This is a genomic window from Lederbergia lenta NBRC 16444 (assembly GCF_001591545.1).
In the GTDB taxonomy this organism is placed as follows: domain Bacteria; phylum Bacillota; class Bacilli; order Bacillales; family Bacillaceae_C; genus Lederbergia; species Lederbergia lenta.
On the sequence record NZ_BCVC01000001.1, the window covers coordinates 2006787 to 2022086 of the forward strand.

Genomic DNA, 15300 nt, shown 5'->3' on the forward strand with positions numbered 1-15300 from the left:
ATAGTTAATACTTAAATACTCAAAACCCCTTCTCGATTGAGAGGGGGTTATTTATTACCAATACTAAATTGGTCACGATCTATTAAATTCATATAAAATACGCTGCTTCTAATCTCTTAGAAACAGCGTATCCACAATGTTTTTCGATATGATTCCTGAGTGGCTCCTCCACCCTGTCAAGGTGGACAACCTATACCGAACAGGACCGAACAACATGCTTTAATCCTTATTACATAAGGGTTTTTGAATTGGCTTTATGATTAATGCCGAACGAAAAAAGTACTTATTGGCAAATTGCGTCAACAATACGTCAACAGTTATAAGTATAATATAAAAATGAACAATGTACCTAGTATTATCACAATATAAAATTATCTTATTTCATAAAAAAGTAAAAACTTCCATAGTCATTCCGTTTGCGGCATCCGCTGTAATCTGCCTTGAATAACATCACTTCATCAGCTAAACTAATTTATAGAATAAACTTTTGTAACGAAACTACAGGAAATAGCGAATGGAAAAATCTTGTTACGTCTACGCTATTTCCACTTAGGAGGGAATAAATGAGAGAAGAAGAAAAAATATTTAATGGAATCCTTTTTTCGCCTGGAGAGCCGGAGTTAAAAACAATAAAGCTCCGATCCCACAACCTGTGTTCAGAATATAACCGCACTTTCGAAGATGAAACTGAAAAAAGACAAGCGATCATTTCAAATATTTTCCATAGGATTGGAGAGAATGGCCGTCTACAAGGACCCATTTATGTCCACTACGGAAAACATACAGAAATTGGCGATTACTTCTTTGCAAACTTTAATTTAACCATTCAAGATGATGCACGGGTCGTTATTGGTGATCATTGTAATTTCGGCCCAAATGTGACTATCGTTACACCTGTACACCCAATGCTTCCAGATGAACGCCGCGCAATTATGGATAAAGACGGTGTGCCTAAGCATATGTGCTATGCAAAACCTGTCAAAATTGGTAATGATTGCTGGTTTGGAGCAAATGTCGTTGTTTGTCCAGGAGTAACAATCGGAGATAATTGCGTGATTGGGGCAGGTAGTGTGGTTGTAAAGGACATTCCAAGCAATAGCTTTGCGGCTGGCAACCCTTGCAGAGTAATCCGAGAAATCACTGAACGAGAAAGCATGATACATAAACCAGAAATTTTGGATGACAATAGAATTATAGAATAAGAACGTTGTTTTTTCTTTTCCCTATAGTAATTGTAGTTGGAACTTTTATTAAAACTATCGATTCGAAAATACAAATAAAGCCCAACTCAATTGAGATGGGCTTTAATCAACAATCGCTATATTTGTTATATCATCAAAACCAACATACTCCACATCAAACTCATCGATATCTAGACGGCTCCTCTTTAATTGCATGTTAACATTGTTTAACCATCCTATTACATCTTCAAAGAATCCGTCTTTCCAGATTGTGATTTTAAGCTTCTGATTATTTATTTGCGCATCTGAAATAATCTGTGCAAATTCTTGCCATTGCTGCTCGTCATTCTCGGGCAGCTTTTTTATTTTCATGTTTCATTTGATGTATTGCAGAGACATGCTCGGGTAGCATCATGCAGCTGGACTCCCATCTTAAGTTATAGCCAGGTGTAAGCTTGTTAACCATCATGCACCCTTCTTTTGTCGCAGAGGTCCGACTGAAAGGACATTAGCGAGCTTAAATGTGCGAAACTTCTTCCTATAGTAGCAATAAGCTTGTACTCCATCATCTGATACTTTAGCACCTTAATGATAGGTTGTGAAACAGTTCCATCATTAGATAAGTAAATCATTTCAAATTTAATTTTGTGTAATAAAATCTTGCATTATAATACTACGCATAGTATGATGGGGATATAGAAACAAAGGAGGTGAAAAAGTGGAATGCTTAGGAAAAATAATAGCCCTAGCGTTCATTGCCTTGCAACTTCATTCTAAGTGGCTCGACAACCGGAAGAAGAAGTTGGAAAACAAGAAGCTAGAGCTAGAAAACAGAAGAAGGAGAAGAGGAGGTTAACTCCTCTCTCCTTTCCCTAAGTATACCACGAAATTATGAAAACTTTAAATATCTTATTGGTTGTCTCTCTCGTTGTATTGCTTGGACTGTATGTTCAAGGGTATTATTTGAAGTGTAAAAATAGAAGGTTGTTAAAGGAGTGCGAAAGACTTGAAAAAGAACAATCAAACAGAAGCAAATAAAAAGTGGCAAGAAAAAAATAAAGAACGCGCTAAATATTTAAGTGATCGCTCCAGGGCAAGAAGTTTTATTCGTAATAGAGCGGAATTAGAAGATATAGAGGAATTTCGCCAACTATTAATGGATCGTGAGGAAGCGCTCAAAAATGAAGATTAAATTTGGTTTGCGTAAACCTAGTATTAATGGTAAGTTCAACGCACTACGATTGATATGTTTGAGTTGATTAGAAAGTAAAAAAGCGCCCCATCCACATAAGGATAGAGCGCTTTTTATTTTATACATCATAAGGGCGATATTTCTTTCTAAGTTCTTCAAGCTCTTCTTTCTTCTCTTCCAGATCAGATCGAAGAAATAGGCTTACACGTGAAAGTTTTTTAATTGGTGTTATTTTCCCCGCCTCAATCAATTGGCTCATGCGTCCCCTGCTTACACCTAACACTTCCATAGCCTCAGTTGTAGTTAATACATCATTTTTTATGAAATTTTCAACATCTTCCCTAGTTTCTAATACGATTTTAGTCACTTTTCCCCCACCTTTCTCTTGTAGATAATCATGATGATACGTACTAAGTGGGTAATAATTATTAAACCGAAAACAGCTAAAAATACCTTGTTCGCAGTCGTTAATTCATTGAAATCAATCCAAGTAAAGGTCATTGCCGCAAGCACAACCAGCATTGTTGCATTAGTATAACCGAATTTTTTTAGCATTATTTTTAGTGGATGTGATATAGTTTTAATAAGGGGAGGTTTTACCCTCCCTGTTGGTTACTTGCGACGCTTCTTTTGCCGAGGGCGTCGCTTTTCTTTTTGTGTCTGTTGCTTGCTCTTATCTTTTCTAATGTCAAGTAGATCCTTCAAACCCGATGTTACCGCTTTGAAAGCCGCGGCTGTTACACCGATAAGGGCGATTAGCTCTTTGACATCTGCATCTTTCACACCCACTTTCCTTCACCTCCTTATAAATATATAACATACCTGCAAACATATGTATATAGGTATTTGAAGTATTTTTAAGTTTAACCCCAAAAAAGCGACCCGTCCAAATAAATGGATAGGTCGCTATTAGTTTTTAATCTAGGTCAGCGCTGGGCTTTTTCTTACTCATGCCTTAGTAGCGATCGTCTCTACGTTCTCTACATCGGCATTCAAAGTCACGATCACGTCTGCGGTCACGATCATGGTCACAATGATCGTCACGTTCTCCTCTTACTTCTCTACATTCACAAATCAACCTTACTCGTCGTCTCCGTCGGTCTTCTCTTTCCCCACCAACATAATCATCTTCAAAATACATATTCTCATCGCCCCTTAATATTTTTAAAGTCGGCCGACCTTATTAAATAATATATTGTTAAATGGTATGTGATGATTGGACAATCTAACTGGTAAAACTGTGCATTATTTATCAAATAAAAAAAGCTCCTCAATTTAGAGGAGGCTATCGCAATATATTTTCCTAAACCTATCTGGATATTTTTATGAGATAAAAAAGCAGAAAATATCTTTTTCAACTAACGGGGCAGTTTAGTCGAATAAATAAAATTAGAAAAAAGCGAATCTTTAGTTTGTTTATATTCGTATAATTATTATGAGTTGATTATTATGACACTTGAAAGGTGGATTTTTCATGTACAAAGTGAATGGTATAGAAGCTTACGAAGCACATAATCGAACTGAGTTATTAGCAGGTTTAGAGGCGAAATCTGAATATATCCTTATTAAAGGAGACTATTATAAAGAAGTAAGAAAGATTATGGATACTCATCTTCCAGAGAACGAAAGTATAGGAGTGGCATTAGGAAGTGCAGGTGTGTTATCAATTCTTAATTATGCAATAGATGCAGTAAGAAATTCATTCAGTAATGCAGATAAAATGGATAAAAAGATTGACAGAAAGTTAAATTCATTCAAGATTAAAAAGATTACAGATGATGGTTTATTATTGAGCTTAAAGCAGTTAGATTATTAGAATAAGAAAAGACCGCCAATTACAAGCAAAAATAGCGATCCGTCCACATGATGGATAGGTCGCTTTTAGTTTTTAATCTAGGTCAGTGCTATGCTATTTTTCATTCGATTTTCTTATTATCCTGTACAGATAATCATAACAACCATGTTACAATTACGCCCTCTATTATTCTAACTTTCATGTTAAACCCCTCCTACTTATCTATTCGTCACAATGAAGAGTTTTCCATTTAATTAATTGCACACAAAAATATATAAAGGAGGGGTTGGTAACAGTATTGTTCATAACGTTTTTCTTAAACCTCTTTTGGCTATTTCATAGACCTAATTAAAAAGGACCTCTCCTATTGGATATATCTAGAATTAGCTCCTTTCTAAAAAAAAACACTTCTTTTCTTAATGAATCGGTTATTCTCATTAATGAATTCATATCTTTCTGTAATGTATTGATTTGATCTTGCATCTCTTTTATTGTCTTATCTTGTTCCATTTTTCTTGCTCAGCTTTTTTATCTAACGCTGAGCCCTATTCTATGTCAATTGCGACCCCGGTCACAGATATAGCATCTGCAATTGTAATAATCGTTGAACCTATGAACGCTAAAATAAAACCTAGGTAACAACTGATGCTCTTTTATAATGAATATTGGGGGATCTATTGTTTCGAGAAATTGCAAACTACTTTGACTTACACTTATTGAGTTTTGTAAATCAATGAGGAACTGATCCTTATCGCTCATTTGTTGATCTAAAAATTCTAGGTATATCTTATTAGAAATAAAGGAAAATCCGGTCGCTGCTGTCAAAAGACCAAAAGTTGAAAAAGTGAAAATTAAAGACAATGTATATAATTAAGATGAAGTGGAACATATTTTTAAGGAAATGAAATCTGAACCTTTACGTTGGCAAGTATTTATATCGTTAGCATTAGCGTGCGGATTTAGACGAGGTGAAAACCTTGGACTGGAGTTAGATCATATTTTTTGGAAAGAAAACCAAATTAAAATTGATCAGTCAATTGTACGTGGCGAAGGTGGTAAGCCTGTTATAAAAGATCCAAAATCGTTCGCATCTGAGCGAATCGTTACTGTTCCAGAATCTATTATGTTATTAACCAAGCAACTATATATGGAATTGGCTAAAGAAAGAGACCTAGCTAAAGATCGTTGGGTTGAAGAAAAACATAATTGGTTGTTTTGTAATGTCGATGGAACACATTACTACCCCACTACTCCTACGACCTGGTGGAGACGTTTCACGACAAGAAAGAAAATACGTTATATCCGATTACATGATCGTAGACATACTTCCGCAACTCTATTAATCAATCAAGGTGTCCATGCAAAAATAATATCTGAACGTTTAGGGCATGCAGATATTCGGATCACAATGGATACTTACGGTAAAGTATTACAACCAGCTGATAAGGCTGCCGCTGATAAAATTGATCATATTTTCGCATCAAGAAATACACAATAAAACAGGATCGTATATTCTTCTTTTTTCAAACCGTCAACAATTAGAGATTTAGGTATTACTGACAAGAATAGAAGAAGCTTAGAACCATTATGGCTCTAAGCTTCTTGGTATGATTCCGGAGGGGCTCGAACCCACGACCTCCACCCTGTCAAGGTGGCGCTCTCCCAGCTGAGCTACGGAATCAAGTTATGTACTATCTGGACAATAATAAATATACAATGTTGTACCATATTTGTCAACTACTATATAAAAATGACTGTCCTCCTCATTTAGGTGAAATAAATTTAAAAAGTTTAAAACTCGGACAATGAAGATGTGTGAAAATCAAAATAAAATAACTTAAAAATGTTCCTTCGCATTTAAAAGCAGTGAAATCCATATAGCTAACCGCTGTGCTCCATATTTATCAATTATTCCTCTTGTAATTGGCATAGGGCGTCCCCATCATAATGGCACCTCGTAATAAAGCAAGACTAGAATCAAGTACACTATATCCTAACATTGTCTGAATAAAAACGGGGATGAGTTCCTCTGCACCAGTCATAGAAGTATAAATGATAACACAAAGGATTGTAGTAATTGCGAAGATTAGATCCTTAAACACTCGAAACTGATTGGTTGTTTTAATTTAAACTGTCTAAAAAAAACCATAGTAATGATATAACTCGATTGCTAAAGAAATAATAATCTGTAGCCTTCCCTATCCCTCAGTAGCGCAATAATAAATACATATAAAAATCCACCAAATCCAAATGAGCAATTAATAGAACATTAAAATTTAAAGCAAGCGCAGTAGCTAACAACGTTTGGTTTAATACATCGAAAAATGAACCAATTAGTAAGATCATCACATGAGAATCTCATTTATTGATTTAACTTCATTACTCTATAAAAACACCTCAATCAATCTAATTATGTAACTTTCTACACAATAAACTTATTTACCTTGCTAACCAAGTAACTCTATCATCAAGATAAATCATGAAATATTTTTCTAACATGATATAATGGTTGAAGAACGTGAACGTGATAAACTGTTAGGAGTGAAATTTATTGTTCACTACCTTTTCTGATGAAAGAGCCAAAACGCTTGTAGAGTTATTAAGAAAATTCGGTACTAGAATGGCTTTTTACCAGAAAAATGTTGCCCATTCTCTTGGAGTCTTTCATACTGATTTAAAATGCGCAGATATTATAAATGAAAATGGCCCAATGCACCCCAGCTTATTAGCAAAAGAAAAAGGATTAACAACTGGAACAATTACAACGCTGATAGACCGGTTAGTAGATGCTGGATATGTAAGACGGGAAAATGACCCCACCGATCGAAGAAAAATTTTAATTAGTTCCAATAAAAAAGAACAACAAAAGATTAAAGACATTCATATACCACTGGCGGAATCGATAGCTGAGCTATGTGATAAGTACAGCGATGAAGAATTAAATTTTATTTTTGACTTTATGGATCAAGTAACTAAAATAGTTCATACTGAAACAGGCAACATAAAAAAAGTGGATTAGAGAAACTTATTTTTGAATTGCAACTCTTGTTGTTAAATTATAATAAAGGTAAGGGAATTGAATATTTATGGTATCCGAAAAAGAACTAAGTCCTGCAAAATTGATGTGGCAAATGACGCGCCCGCACACTCTAACGGCTACATTTGCTCCAGTAATTTTAGGAACAGTGATGGCAATGTACGAATCAAAGATCGATTGGCTTTTATTTATCGCTATGATGTTGGCATGTTTAGCTTTGCAAATCGCGACAAATTTATTTAATGAATACTATGATTTTAAACGTGGATTGGATACGGCTGACTCTACTGGAATTGGTGGAGGTATTGTACGGCATGGTTTAAAACCGAAAAGTGTGTTAACAGTAGCATTTTTATTGTATATTTTAGCTGCCGTTATTGGCGTGTATATTTGTATAAATAGTAGTTGGTGGTTAGTCCTAATTGGCTTATTTGGAATGGCTGTTGGCTACTTTTATACTGGTGGACCCCTACCAATTGCGTATACCCCTTTTGGGGAATTATTCTCTGGTTTATTAATGGGGATAGGGTTTGTATTGATAGCCTTCTTTATTCAAACAAATACGATTACAATTCAAAGCCTGTTACTCTCTATTCCAATTGGGATCCTTGTTGGTGCCATCAACATGTCTAATAACATCCGTGATATTGAAGAAGATATTAAAGGTGGAAGAAAAACATTGGCGATTCTTCTTGGTCAACGGGAAGGCATTATTGTTTTAGCAATTGCATTTGCCATTTCTTATTTATGGATTGTATTTCTTGCTTTGACAGGCTATATAAGTCCATGGACACTAGTTGTTTTCCTAACCGTGAAAAAACCAATCTTAGCAATTCAAGGATTCCTAAAAGGGAATACCGAACCGCAATATTTGCGAGTAGCGATGAAAGCAACCGCTCTAACCAATACGTTTTTTGGATTCTTGCTATCTGCTGGATTATTAATCAGTTATTTATTTTAAATAAGAAAGCATTTCCTACCGTTTCTTAAAACAGAAGGAAGTGCTTTGTTTTTTTATTGAACTCCTTAGCTAGCCTGATCGAATATAAATTCTGACTCTTCCTTGCTCATTTCAATTTTTAAAATGATAGTCTTTTAAAAACCAATTGTCGTGGCTATTAAAATAATAAGTGATCCCCTCTACTACATATAATTGGGTTTCCAATCATGTTCTTTTTCATTAAGTCCCCTATATTCAAGTTTTTTAGTAATTGTGTAACAAATAGTATATCTGCACAATAAATACATATAATTTTCCAAAAAATAATAACTGTCCTATTTATGCTCTTTGATAAATATAAGATTTTTATGTTGAGAAGCTTTGCACATATTTTTCTTGTTCAATGTTTTTCTTCATCTTTATATGCTATATCCCATTAACCATAATAAAATAAGAATTAAATTGCGTTATTTCCAATAAAATAGTGAAGGGGGTTATAATTCTTTTTTGTAAAATATGTAAACAAACGAAGAATGTGATCCAACGTTAACTGGTGTACAACTTCATTTGGTACAATGTCTTTACTTATAAATAGACTTCCAAGAATGACATTTTTATAGAGAAAACGAGTTATGGTATTCGCTATTTAGGGAAGTATGATTATAATTAACCTTTTTATTTTGGAGACAATGTATAATCATGGCGAAAGCAAAGGAGATAATAAGAATGAATAAAAGATTATATGATATTGAACAAAGAGTGACTAAGGAACATAAAGACCTTACGAAGTTTGTAAAACATGTTTTTGATGAATACGACAAAAAAGCAGAAGAACACCGCCTTTTGATGGCGTCAAATGCTTTGGCTGGAATAAAGACTTCCGGAACTGAAGAAAAGGCTTTCTATGATACCATCAATGAAACGAAACGATGGGTGCTTGATGTTTTAGAGCGTACGATTCAAGACTTCGAACACACAGGTGATAAAAATTGGAATAGAAATTTCCGAGACGGTGTAGATGAATAAAGAGTATTTTGTCACGAAACGCCCTAAGCATTATCGCTTAGAGCGTTTTTCTTTCATTCTTATCTTATTGACTAACAGCCATGCTCATTCACGAGTTAGCACTAACTTTTGGATGGATGTATGAACCACCCTCTGCAATACCCTTAACCCGGTTCCATCCATTTACAATTGTAACCTTATATATATGTTATATATTTACCACCGTGGCATAGGGTAAATCATGTGCTTTTGCAACGCCTTCAAAAACAATTTCTCCATTCACCACGTTTAGGCCTTTAGAAAGGGATTTATTTTCATTGATAGCTTTTTTATAACCTTTATTAGCAATTTGTAAAATATATGGGACGGTTGTATTGGTAAGAGCTATCGTTGATGTTCTCGGAACTGCCCCAGGCATGTTACCAACCGCATAGTGAACAACACCATGTTTGATATATGTTGGATCAGCATGTGTTGTTACATGTGTAGCTGTTTCAAAGATGCCTCCTTGGTCAATTGCTACATCTACTATAACTGAACCCTCCTCCATTAAACTAACCATTTCTTCTGTTACTAATTTCGGTGCCTTTGCACCGGGGATTAACACAGCTCCAATCACAAGATCTGATTCTGTTATTGCTTGGCTAATCATATATGGGTTGGACATTAGGGTAGAGATTCTATTACCAAATATATCGTCTAATTCTCGCAACCTCGTAGGACTGACATCAATGATTGATACTTGCGCCCCTAGCCCTATTGCTATTTTGGCTGCATTCATACCAACAACTCCACCGCCAATAATCGTTACTTTTCCTCTTCCGACTCCAGGTACACCTCCTAATAATATCCCTTTTCCACCTCTTGTCTTTTCTAAGAAGGAAGCACCAATTTGGGTGGCCATTCTTCCTGCCACCTCGCTCATTGGAGTAAGTAATGGCAATGATTTGTCAGCTAACTGTACCGTTTCATATGCGATCGCAACTACATTATTTTTCATCAAAGCTTTCGTTAGTTGTTGATCTGCTGCCAAGTGCAAATAGGCAAATAAAATTAATCCATCATAAAAGTATTGATATTCTTCCAGTAGTGGCTCCTTAACCTTTATTACCATATCACACGTCCATACATCGGCTGGCGCTCCTAAGATTTTTGCCCCTACATCTAAATATTGCTTATCAAAAAAACCTGAACTCTCTCCTGCACCTTTTTCTATAAAAACCTGGTGACCTTGTTGAACTAGTTCCATCACCCCAGAAGGCGTGATCGCCACACGATTTTCGTTGTTTTTGATTTCTTTTGGAACACCAATTCTCATGAAACACCAACCTCCTAGAATAATCGAGTATGCAAGGGGTATATCTGCATGTATGAAAAACACTTATAATCTACTACTAAAAATGTATAGATTACAAGTGTTTCATTATTCTATAAAGCATGTAATTCCATTGTTAAAGTTTGGATAATAAATTCTAGATCTTCTTCCTCAATATTTAAGGGAGGAGCGAGTGTTAACACATTATTAAAGCCAGCAACAGTTGCCCCATTCTTCCCGATAATTAATCCTTTTTGTTTACAGGCTGAGATAACTTTATTTACTAGACTTGCTTCAAGTGGTTCTTTTGAAGTTTTGTCTTTCACAAGTTCTATTCCTAACAGCAACCCTCTCCCTCTAATATTCCCGACAAATGGATGCTCTTCAAGGGCTGTTGATAAGCTGTGTTTCAAATAATCACCTAATTCTTTGGATCTATTATAAAGATTCTCACGTTCCATAATCTCTATATTTTTTAATGCAAGGGCACATGCTGCCGGGTTACCGCCGAATGTATTCACATGACGCAAATAATCATATTCTTCTGATCCTTTAAATGCTTCATAGATTTCTTTTTTTACTGCTGTTGCAGACAATGGTAAATAGGCACTTGTAATTCCTTTAGCCATCGTAATAATGTCTGGTTTAATTCCATAATTCATGAAACCAAAAGGTTTTCCTGTTCGCCCAAATCCACATATAACCTCATCAACAATAAGTAATGCGCCATGTTTTTCACATACCTCTTTCACACCAACCATATACCCGTCAGGTGGAACGATCACACCCCCGCCCGTAATGATAGGTTCCATAATAACACCTGCAATCGTTTCACTTAATTCCCATGTCATCACACGATCTATGTCTTGTACGGATTGTAATTCTGCAGGTTTACAATCAGGTTCATCAGAAGAACGATATAAATCTGGAGGAGCCACATGTATAAATCCTGGAGCTAATGGTTCGTATTTATATTTTCGTTGTGCTTGACCAGTGGCTGCTAGAGCCCCCATTGAATTACCATGATAAGCCCGATATCTCGATATAAACTTGTAACGACCATATTCCCCTTTTTGTTGATGATATTGCCTCGCAATCTTAAACGCAGTTTCATTTGCTTCAGAACCGCTATTAGAAAAGAAGATGACATATTCATCTTCTAACATTTCGTTCAATTTTTCACCAAGTTTAATCGCTGGTTTATGACTTTGGCTAAGCGGAAAATAAGCCATTTCTTTTAGTTGCTCAAAAGCAGCTTCAGCAAGTTCTGTTCTTCCGTAACCAACATTGACACACCATAAACCAGACATGGCGTCTAAATATCTTTTTCCGTTATGATCTGTTACCCAAGACCCCATGGCTTTTTCGGCAATCATTGTTGATTCAGGGCTATACGGTTTCATTGAATGCCAAATATAATCTTTGTCCTTTGTTATATAATCTTCCTGCTTCATTTTGGACATTCCTTTCACCCCTTCACACATTTAATAGTCAAATCTTGATGTAATCATCTTCTTACGAGTAAAGAAATTAACACCATCTTTTCCATTCACATGAAGATCCCCATAAAACGAGTCTTTCCAGCCTGAAAACGGGAAAAAAGCCATCGTTGCAGGCACCCCTACATTTATTCCCAGCATTCCTGCATCTGCTTCTTCTCTAAATTGTCTTACTGCTTTTGCATCTTTTGTATAAATTGTTGCGCCATTTCCATAGCGTGATTTCCTAATAAATTCAAGTCCTTCATCTAAATCATTTGCACGTAACAAGCTTAGGACCGGTGCAAAAATTTCATCCTTCGCAATCGTCATTTCAGGAGTCACATAATCAAATATCGTTGAGCCTAAAAAAGTCCCTTCTTGTATTTCATCCATTTCCTTACGACCATCTCGAATAAGAGACGCGCCTTCTTCCAATCCTGTCTTGATATAATTCAATACTTTCACGCGATGAGAATCTCTTATTATAGGAGTTAATAAAACTTCATCATCTAGTCCACTTCCAATGATTAATTCATCCGCCTTCTGTTTAAGCACTTTAACGAATTTGTCATTATCACCTACGACAACTACTGCACTACATGCCATACAACGTTGCCCCGCACTTCCATATGCCGAACTGATTACATGCGAAACAGCCTTATCTATATCGGCATCTGGCATAACGATGTGATGGTTTTTTGCGCCTGACAGAGCTTGAACACGCTTTCCTTTTGCAGCCGCCCGTTCATATACATACTTAGCAACTGGTTGGGAGCCAACAAAAGAAATCGCCTTTACATCTTCATGATCAAGTAGTCCATTTACAACATCATGTGCACCGTGAACAATATTTAAGACTCCTTTTGGGGCGCCTGCTTGTGAAAATAGCTCAACAAGCTCACTAGCAAGCATAGGGGTACGTTCGGAAGGCTTTAACACGAATGTATTCCCGCATGCAATTGCCAAAGGGAACATCCACAATGGAACCATCATTGGAAAGTTAAATGGAGTAATCCCACCAATAACACCTAGAGGATAACGGAACATCTCTGAATCTATATTTTCCGCAATATTCGATAATGTCTCACCCATCATTAAAGTAGGGGTACCCGCAGCAAACTCAACACATTCAATTCCTCTTTGTACTTCACCATACGCTTCTTTATATGCCTTTCCATTTTCTTGTACTACTAGTTTGGCTAATTTTTCGTGATTTTCTGTTAAGAGATAATGATATTTATATAATATTCTTGCTCGTTTAGGAACGGGAACATTTTTCCAAGTCTTAAAAGCTTCATTCGCAGCACTTACCGCTTGATCTACATCTTCTTTCGTGGAAATTGGTACGTTTGCCAATACTTCACCAGTTGCAGGATTAGGTACGTCCAGTGTTTCCGTACTTATTGCAGCAACCCACTCACCATTAATATAGTTTTTTAATACTGCTGTATCTTTATTGATTACTGTCATGTATATGCAACCTCCTCTTTCCTAATAAATGCTTTATATAAATTATCGCTTATGTGAATCATACTTTCATTAGACAGTTTGTAAAATAACTTAATGGATTTGTTCCACATATTGCATGGTAACCTCTTATTCTTTTCCATAATGGTTAGAAAAACACAAAGTATGATAACGAGAGAAATGCTAGTACCTCCGTCGCCATTCTGGCCCTGTCTAACTTTGATTTAAAATGCTTCCAGATCCAATTCTTCCGTTTGTTTGGACGAAGTTAAAAATTCATGAGACAAAATCATCATTTCAATTACTAATCTTTTTTCAGGTTGCATAAAATCCTCGCCAAGTAATTTTTCTAACTTTTGAATGCGATGATACAGTGTTTGTCTAACAATAAATAATCTTTTTGCTGTTTCTTGTTTTGAACCATTACAGGATAAATATGTTTTTAATGTTTCCATGAGCTTACCGTTATATTTTTTGTCATAGTGAATGATTGATTCTAAATACTCGTAGACAATTTCATTTAAATTTAATTGTTGATTTAATAAATATATGAAACGAAAGATATGGAGATCATCATAAAAGTGACTGTCTGATCGATTAGGTAGTTTCTCCTGAATGCGGATAGTTTCTAAAGCCGTTTCATAGCTTTTATAAAGACTTGTTAAATTTTTCTCGTATTTTCCTATTCCTATTAATTGATTAAATGTATGATTTACCATAGGTGATTCAGAGCTTTTTAATCTATGAATGCCTTCTTCTATTCTTTCTTTCCATGGAACTGCCATCCTTTCATTTATGAGGATAAAAACAAGTGTATTTCTTTTTTCAATAGCAAAAAGGGAAAAACCTTGTTGCTCAAAGATCGATCTAAAATACAATTTGAAATATGTTAAATCTACATTTGTCATCTTTGCAAGTGTGTCCAGCTTATATATGCATACAAGCGCCCCTTTTGGCTTTATATGGGGTGTATGATAGGCAAGGTATTCATTAATAGACTCTTCACTTTTTTCGTTTTCTAACCAACCATTTAGCCATTCAGTCTCTTCAACCCTGCGTTTCTCTTCCACATAAAGGTTTCGTAATAAAAATTGAGCTAAAGCTGTTGCTGTTCTATCTAAAATAAGTTGGTCATACTCTGTTAAAGTTCTTTCATCAGACATTATGATAAGTTCAGCATAGTTTTCACCTAGTAAATGAATTGGTATTTTAGCTATAGAGCGGGATGTGTGGGTTAAAGAGTTGGGCATTGTATCATTATTTCTTGCTATTAAATTTAAGAGCGTCTTTCGCCTATGTCCGATTATTTCTGGTATAAATTGTGTTTCTTCATTGCTAAATACGATAATTACCTGGACTTGTAAATACTGTTGAATACATTTGAGGATTTCATGATGATGTTCAAACGTCAGTAGCTCTTTATTCAATGCTTGAGAGTATCTTTCTAGGTTTGAAATCATTTCATATTGATGGTTGATGAGGAGTGCATGAATATCTTGCGTTATTTTCACAAAAGGAACTTCCTTATGAAATAGAATGATAGGAAACTGAGCTTCATTTGCAATATCGATCATTTCTTGTGGGATCAATGAGGTGTATGTACCTATTTCAATGCAAAGACCGGCCGCTTGCGAGTCAATTAATTGTTCTAGTAGATATACGAAATTCCCTTCTTTTTCCTTCCAAGCAATCCCTGTAGATAGAATTAATTCATTTCCATTTAATAGATCGCGTATATTAGTTACTTCCACTACATGAACCCATTTTACCAAACGGCTTAGCCCATCGACACCCGCTATTACTTCAACATTTTCAAAATGCTTTCTTCCTAGTATATCTTTTACTGTAATATAAGATTTCACTTTACATGCACCCTCTTATATTCAT

At 35.5% G+C, this 15300-nt stretch carries 17 protein-coding genes and 1 tRNA gene; 8 read left to right on the plus strand and 10 right to left on the minus strand.

What is annotated here, in order from left to right; translation table 11 throughout:
• Positions 1–563: 563 nt before the first annotated feature.
• Positions 564–1202: a sugar O-acetyltransferase gene (locus BLE01S_RS09515; protein WP_066140328.1), complete on the plus strand. Its 639-nt coding sequence runs from the start codon at positions 564–566 to the stop codon at positions 1200–1202.
• Positions 1203–1304: 102 nt separating this feature from the next.
• On the opposite strand, the gene BLE01S_RS09520 is transcribed toward BLE01S_RS09515, so the two are convergent.
• Positions 1305–1553, minus strand: a complete 249-nt coding sequence (locus BLE01S_RS09520) for a YolD-like family protein (protein ID WP_066140332.1) — start codon at positions 1551–1553, stop codon at positions 1305–1307.
• Between the two features lie 346 nt (positions 1554–1899).
• Here BLE01S_RS09520 and BLE01S_RS20985 point away from each other — a divergent pair, with 346 nt between their 5' ends.
• Positions 1900–2037 carry a hypothetical protein gene (locus BLE01S_RS20985; protein WP_169800023.1) on the plus strand — a complete coding sequence of 46 codons (138 nt, stop codon included), beginning with the start codon at positions 1900–1902 and terminating at the stop codon, positions 2035–2037.
• 150 nt (positions 2038–2187) lie between these two features.
• Positions 2188–2373, plus strand: a complete 186-nt coding sequence (locus tag BLE01S_RS09525) for a hypothetical protein (RefSeq protein WP_066140335.1) — start codon at positions 2188–2190, stop codon at positions 2371–2373.
• Between the two features lie 118 nt (positions 2374–2491).
• Here BLE01S_RS09525 and BLE01S_RS09530 read toward each other — a convergent pair whose 3' ends face one another.
• The 3 genes from BLE01S_RS09530 to BLE01S_RS20790 all read right to left on the minus strand — a co-directional run bounded on the left by BLE01S_RS09530 (position 2492) and on the right by BLE01S_RS20790 (position 3514).
• Positions 2492–2740, minus strand: a complete 249-nt coding sequence (locus BLE01S_RS09530) for a helix-turn-helix domain-containing protein (RefSeq protein WP_231955831.1) — start codon at positions 2738–2740, stop codon at positions 2492–2494.
• A 245-nt stretch (positions 2741–2985) separates the two neighbouring features.
• Positions 2986–3162 carry a hypothetical protein gene (locus BLE01S_RS20785; protein WP_157419490.1) on the minus strand — a complete coding sequence of 59 codons (177 nt, stop codon included), beginning with the start codon at positions 3160–3162 and terminating at the stop codon, positions 2986–2988.
• 166 nt (positions 3163–3328) lie between these two features.
• Positions 3329–3514 (minus strand): hypothetical protein, encoded by a 186-nt coding sequence (locus BLE01S_RS20790; protein WP_145981933.1) that lies wholly within the window; start codon positions 3512–3514, stop codon positions 3329–3331.
• 333 nt (positions 3515–3847) lie between these two features.
• Between BLE01S_RS20790 and BLE01S_RS09535 the strand changes: the two genes are divergently transcribed.
• The gene (locus BLE01S_RS09535) at positions 3848–4189 is read left to right on the plus strand and encodes a hypothetical protein (RefSeq protein ID WP_066140338.1); all 342 of its coding nucleotides are present in this window, start codon (positions 3848–3850) and stop codon (positions 4187–4189) included.
• An 859-nt stretch (positions 4190–5048) separates the two neighbouring features.
• Positions 5049–5666 (plus strand): site-specific integrase, encoded by a 618-nt coding sequence (locus BLE01S_RS09540; RefSeq protein ID WP_066140341.1) that lies wholly within the window; start codon positions 5049–5051, stop codon positions 5664–5666.
• A 110-nt stretch (positions 5667–5776) separates the two neighbouring features.
• Here BLE01S_RS09540 and BLE01S_RS09545 read toward each other — a convergent pair.
• Positions 5777–5849: transfer RNA gene (locus tag BLE01S_RS09545), tRNA-Val, on the minus strand.
• 524 nt (positions 5850–6373) lie between these two features.
• Positions 6374–6517, minus strand: a complete 144-nt coding sequence (locus tag BLE01S_RS20795; protein WP_157419491.1) for a hypothetical protein — start codon at positions 6515–6517, stop codon at positions 6374–6376.
• Between the two features lie 202 nt (positions 6518–6719).
• Here BLE01S_RS20795 and BLE01S_RS09550 point away from each other — a divergent pair, with 202 nt between their 5' ends.
• From BLE01S_RS09550 to BLE01S_RS09560, 3 genes are all read left to right on the plus strand, one after another.
• A complete protein-coding gene (locus BLE01S_RS09550) occupies positions 6720–7187 on the plus strand; it encodes a MarR family transcriptional regulator (protein WP_066140343.1) in 468 nt (155 codons plus the stop codon).
• A 67-nt stretch (positions 7188–7254) separates the two neighbouring features.
• Complete coding sequence (locus BLE01S_RS09555) at positions 7255–8166, plus strand: 1,4-dihydroxy-2-naphthoate polyprenyltransferase (protein WP_066140346.1); 912 nt, start codon at positions 7255–7257, stop codon at positions 8164–8166.
• 705 nt (positions 8167–8871) lie between these two features.
• The gene (locus tag BLE01S_RS09560) at positions 8872–9171 is read left to right on the plus strand and encodes a hypothetical protein (protein ID WP_066140348.1); all 300 of its coding nucleotides are present in this window, start codon (positions 8872–8874) and stop codon (positions 9169–9171) included.
• A 187-nt stretch (positions 9172–9358) separates the two neighbouring features.
• Here BLE01S_RS09560 and ald read toward each other — a convergent pair whose 3' ends face one another.
• The 4 genes from ald to BLE01S_RS09580 all read right to left on the minus strand — a co-directional run bounded on the left by ald (position 9359) and on the right by BLE01S_RS09580 (position 15275).
• Complete coding sequence (gene ald / locus BLE01S_RS09565; protein WP_066140351.1) at positions 9359–10468, minus strand: alanine dehydrogenase; 1110 nt, start codon at positions 10466–10468, stop codon at positions 9359–9361.
• 110 nt (positions 10469–10578) lie between these two features.
• Positions 10579–11928 (minus strand): aspartate aminotransferase family protein, encoded by a 1350-nt coding sequence (locus BLE01S_RS09570; RefSeq protein ID WP_066140354.1) that lies wholly within the window; start codon positions 11926–11928, stop codon positions 10579–10581.
• A gap of 21 nt (positions 11929–11949) precedes the next feature.
• Positions 11950–13416 carry a CoA-acylating methylmalonate-semialdehyde dehydrogenase gene (locus tag BLE01S_RS09575; RefSeq protein ID WP_066140359.1) on the minus strand — a complete coding sequence of 489 codons (1467 nt, stop codon included), beginning with the start codon at positions 13414–13416 and terminating at the stop codon, positions 11950–11952.
• Between the two features lie 221 nt (positions 13417–13637).
• Positions 13638–15275, minus strand: a complete 1638-nt coding sequence (locus tag BLE01S_RS09580) for a PucR family transcriptional regulator (protein ID WP_066140364.1) — start codon at positions 15273–15275, stop codon at positions 13638–13640.
• Between the last annotated feature and the right edge of the window lie 25 nt (positions 15276–15300).

Coding starts and splice junctions, on each gene's coding strand:
- BLE01S_RS09515 (WP_066140328.1), top strand. CDS start 564: ATGAGAGAAGAAGAAAAAATATTTAATGGAATCCTTTTTTCGCCTGGA.
- BLE01S_RS09555 (WP_066140346.1), top strand. CDS start 7,255: ATGGTATCCGAAAAAGAACTAAGTCCTGCAAAATTGATGTGGCAAATG.
- BLE01S_RS09570 (WP_066140354.1), bottom strand. CDS start 11,928: ATGTCCAAAATGAAGCAGGAAGATTATATAACAAAGGACAAAGATTAT.
- BLE01S_RS09575 (WP_066140359.1), bottom strand. CDS start 13,416: ATGACAGTAATCAATAAAGATACAGCAGTATTAAAAAACTATATTAAT.
- BLE01S_RS09535 (WP_066140338.1), top strand. CDS start 3,848: ATGTACAAAGTGAATGGTATAGAAGCTTACGAAGCACATAATCGAACT.
- BLE01S_RS09560 (WP_066140348.1), top strand. CDS start 8,872: ATGAATAAAAGATTATATGATATTGAACAAAGAGTGACTAAGGAACAT.
- BLE01S_RS09520 (WP_066140332.1), bottom strand. CDS start 1,553: ATGAAAATAAAAAAGCTGCCCGAGAATGACGAGCAGCAATGGCAAGAA.
- BLE01S_RS20790 (WP_145981933.1), bottom strand. CDS start 3,514: ATGTATTTTGAAGATGATTATGTTGGTGGGGAAAGAGAAGACCGACGG.
- ald (WP_066140351.1), bottom strand. CDS start 10,468: ATGAGAATTGGTGTTCCAAAAGAAATCAAAAACAACGAAAATCGTGTG.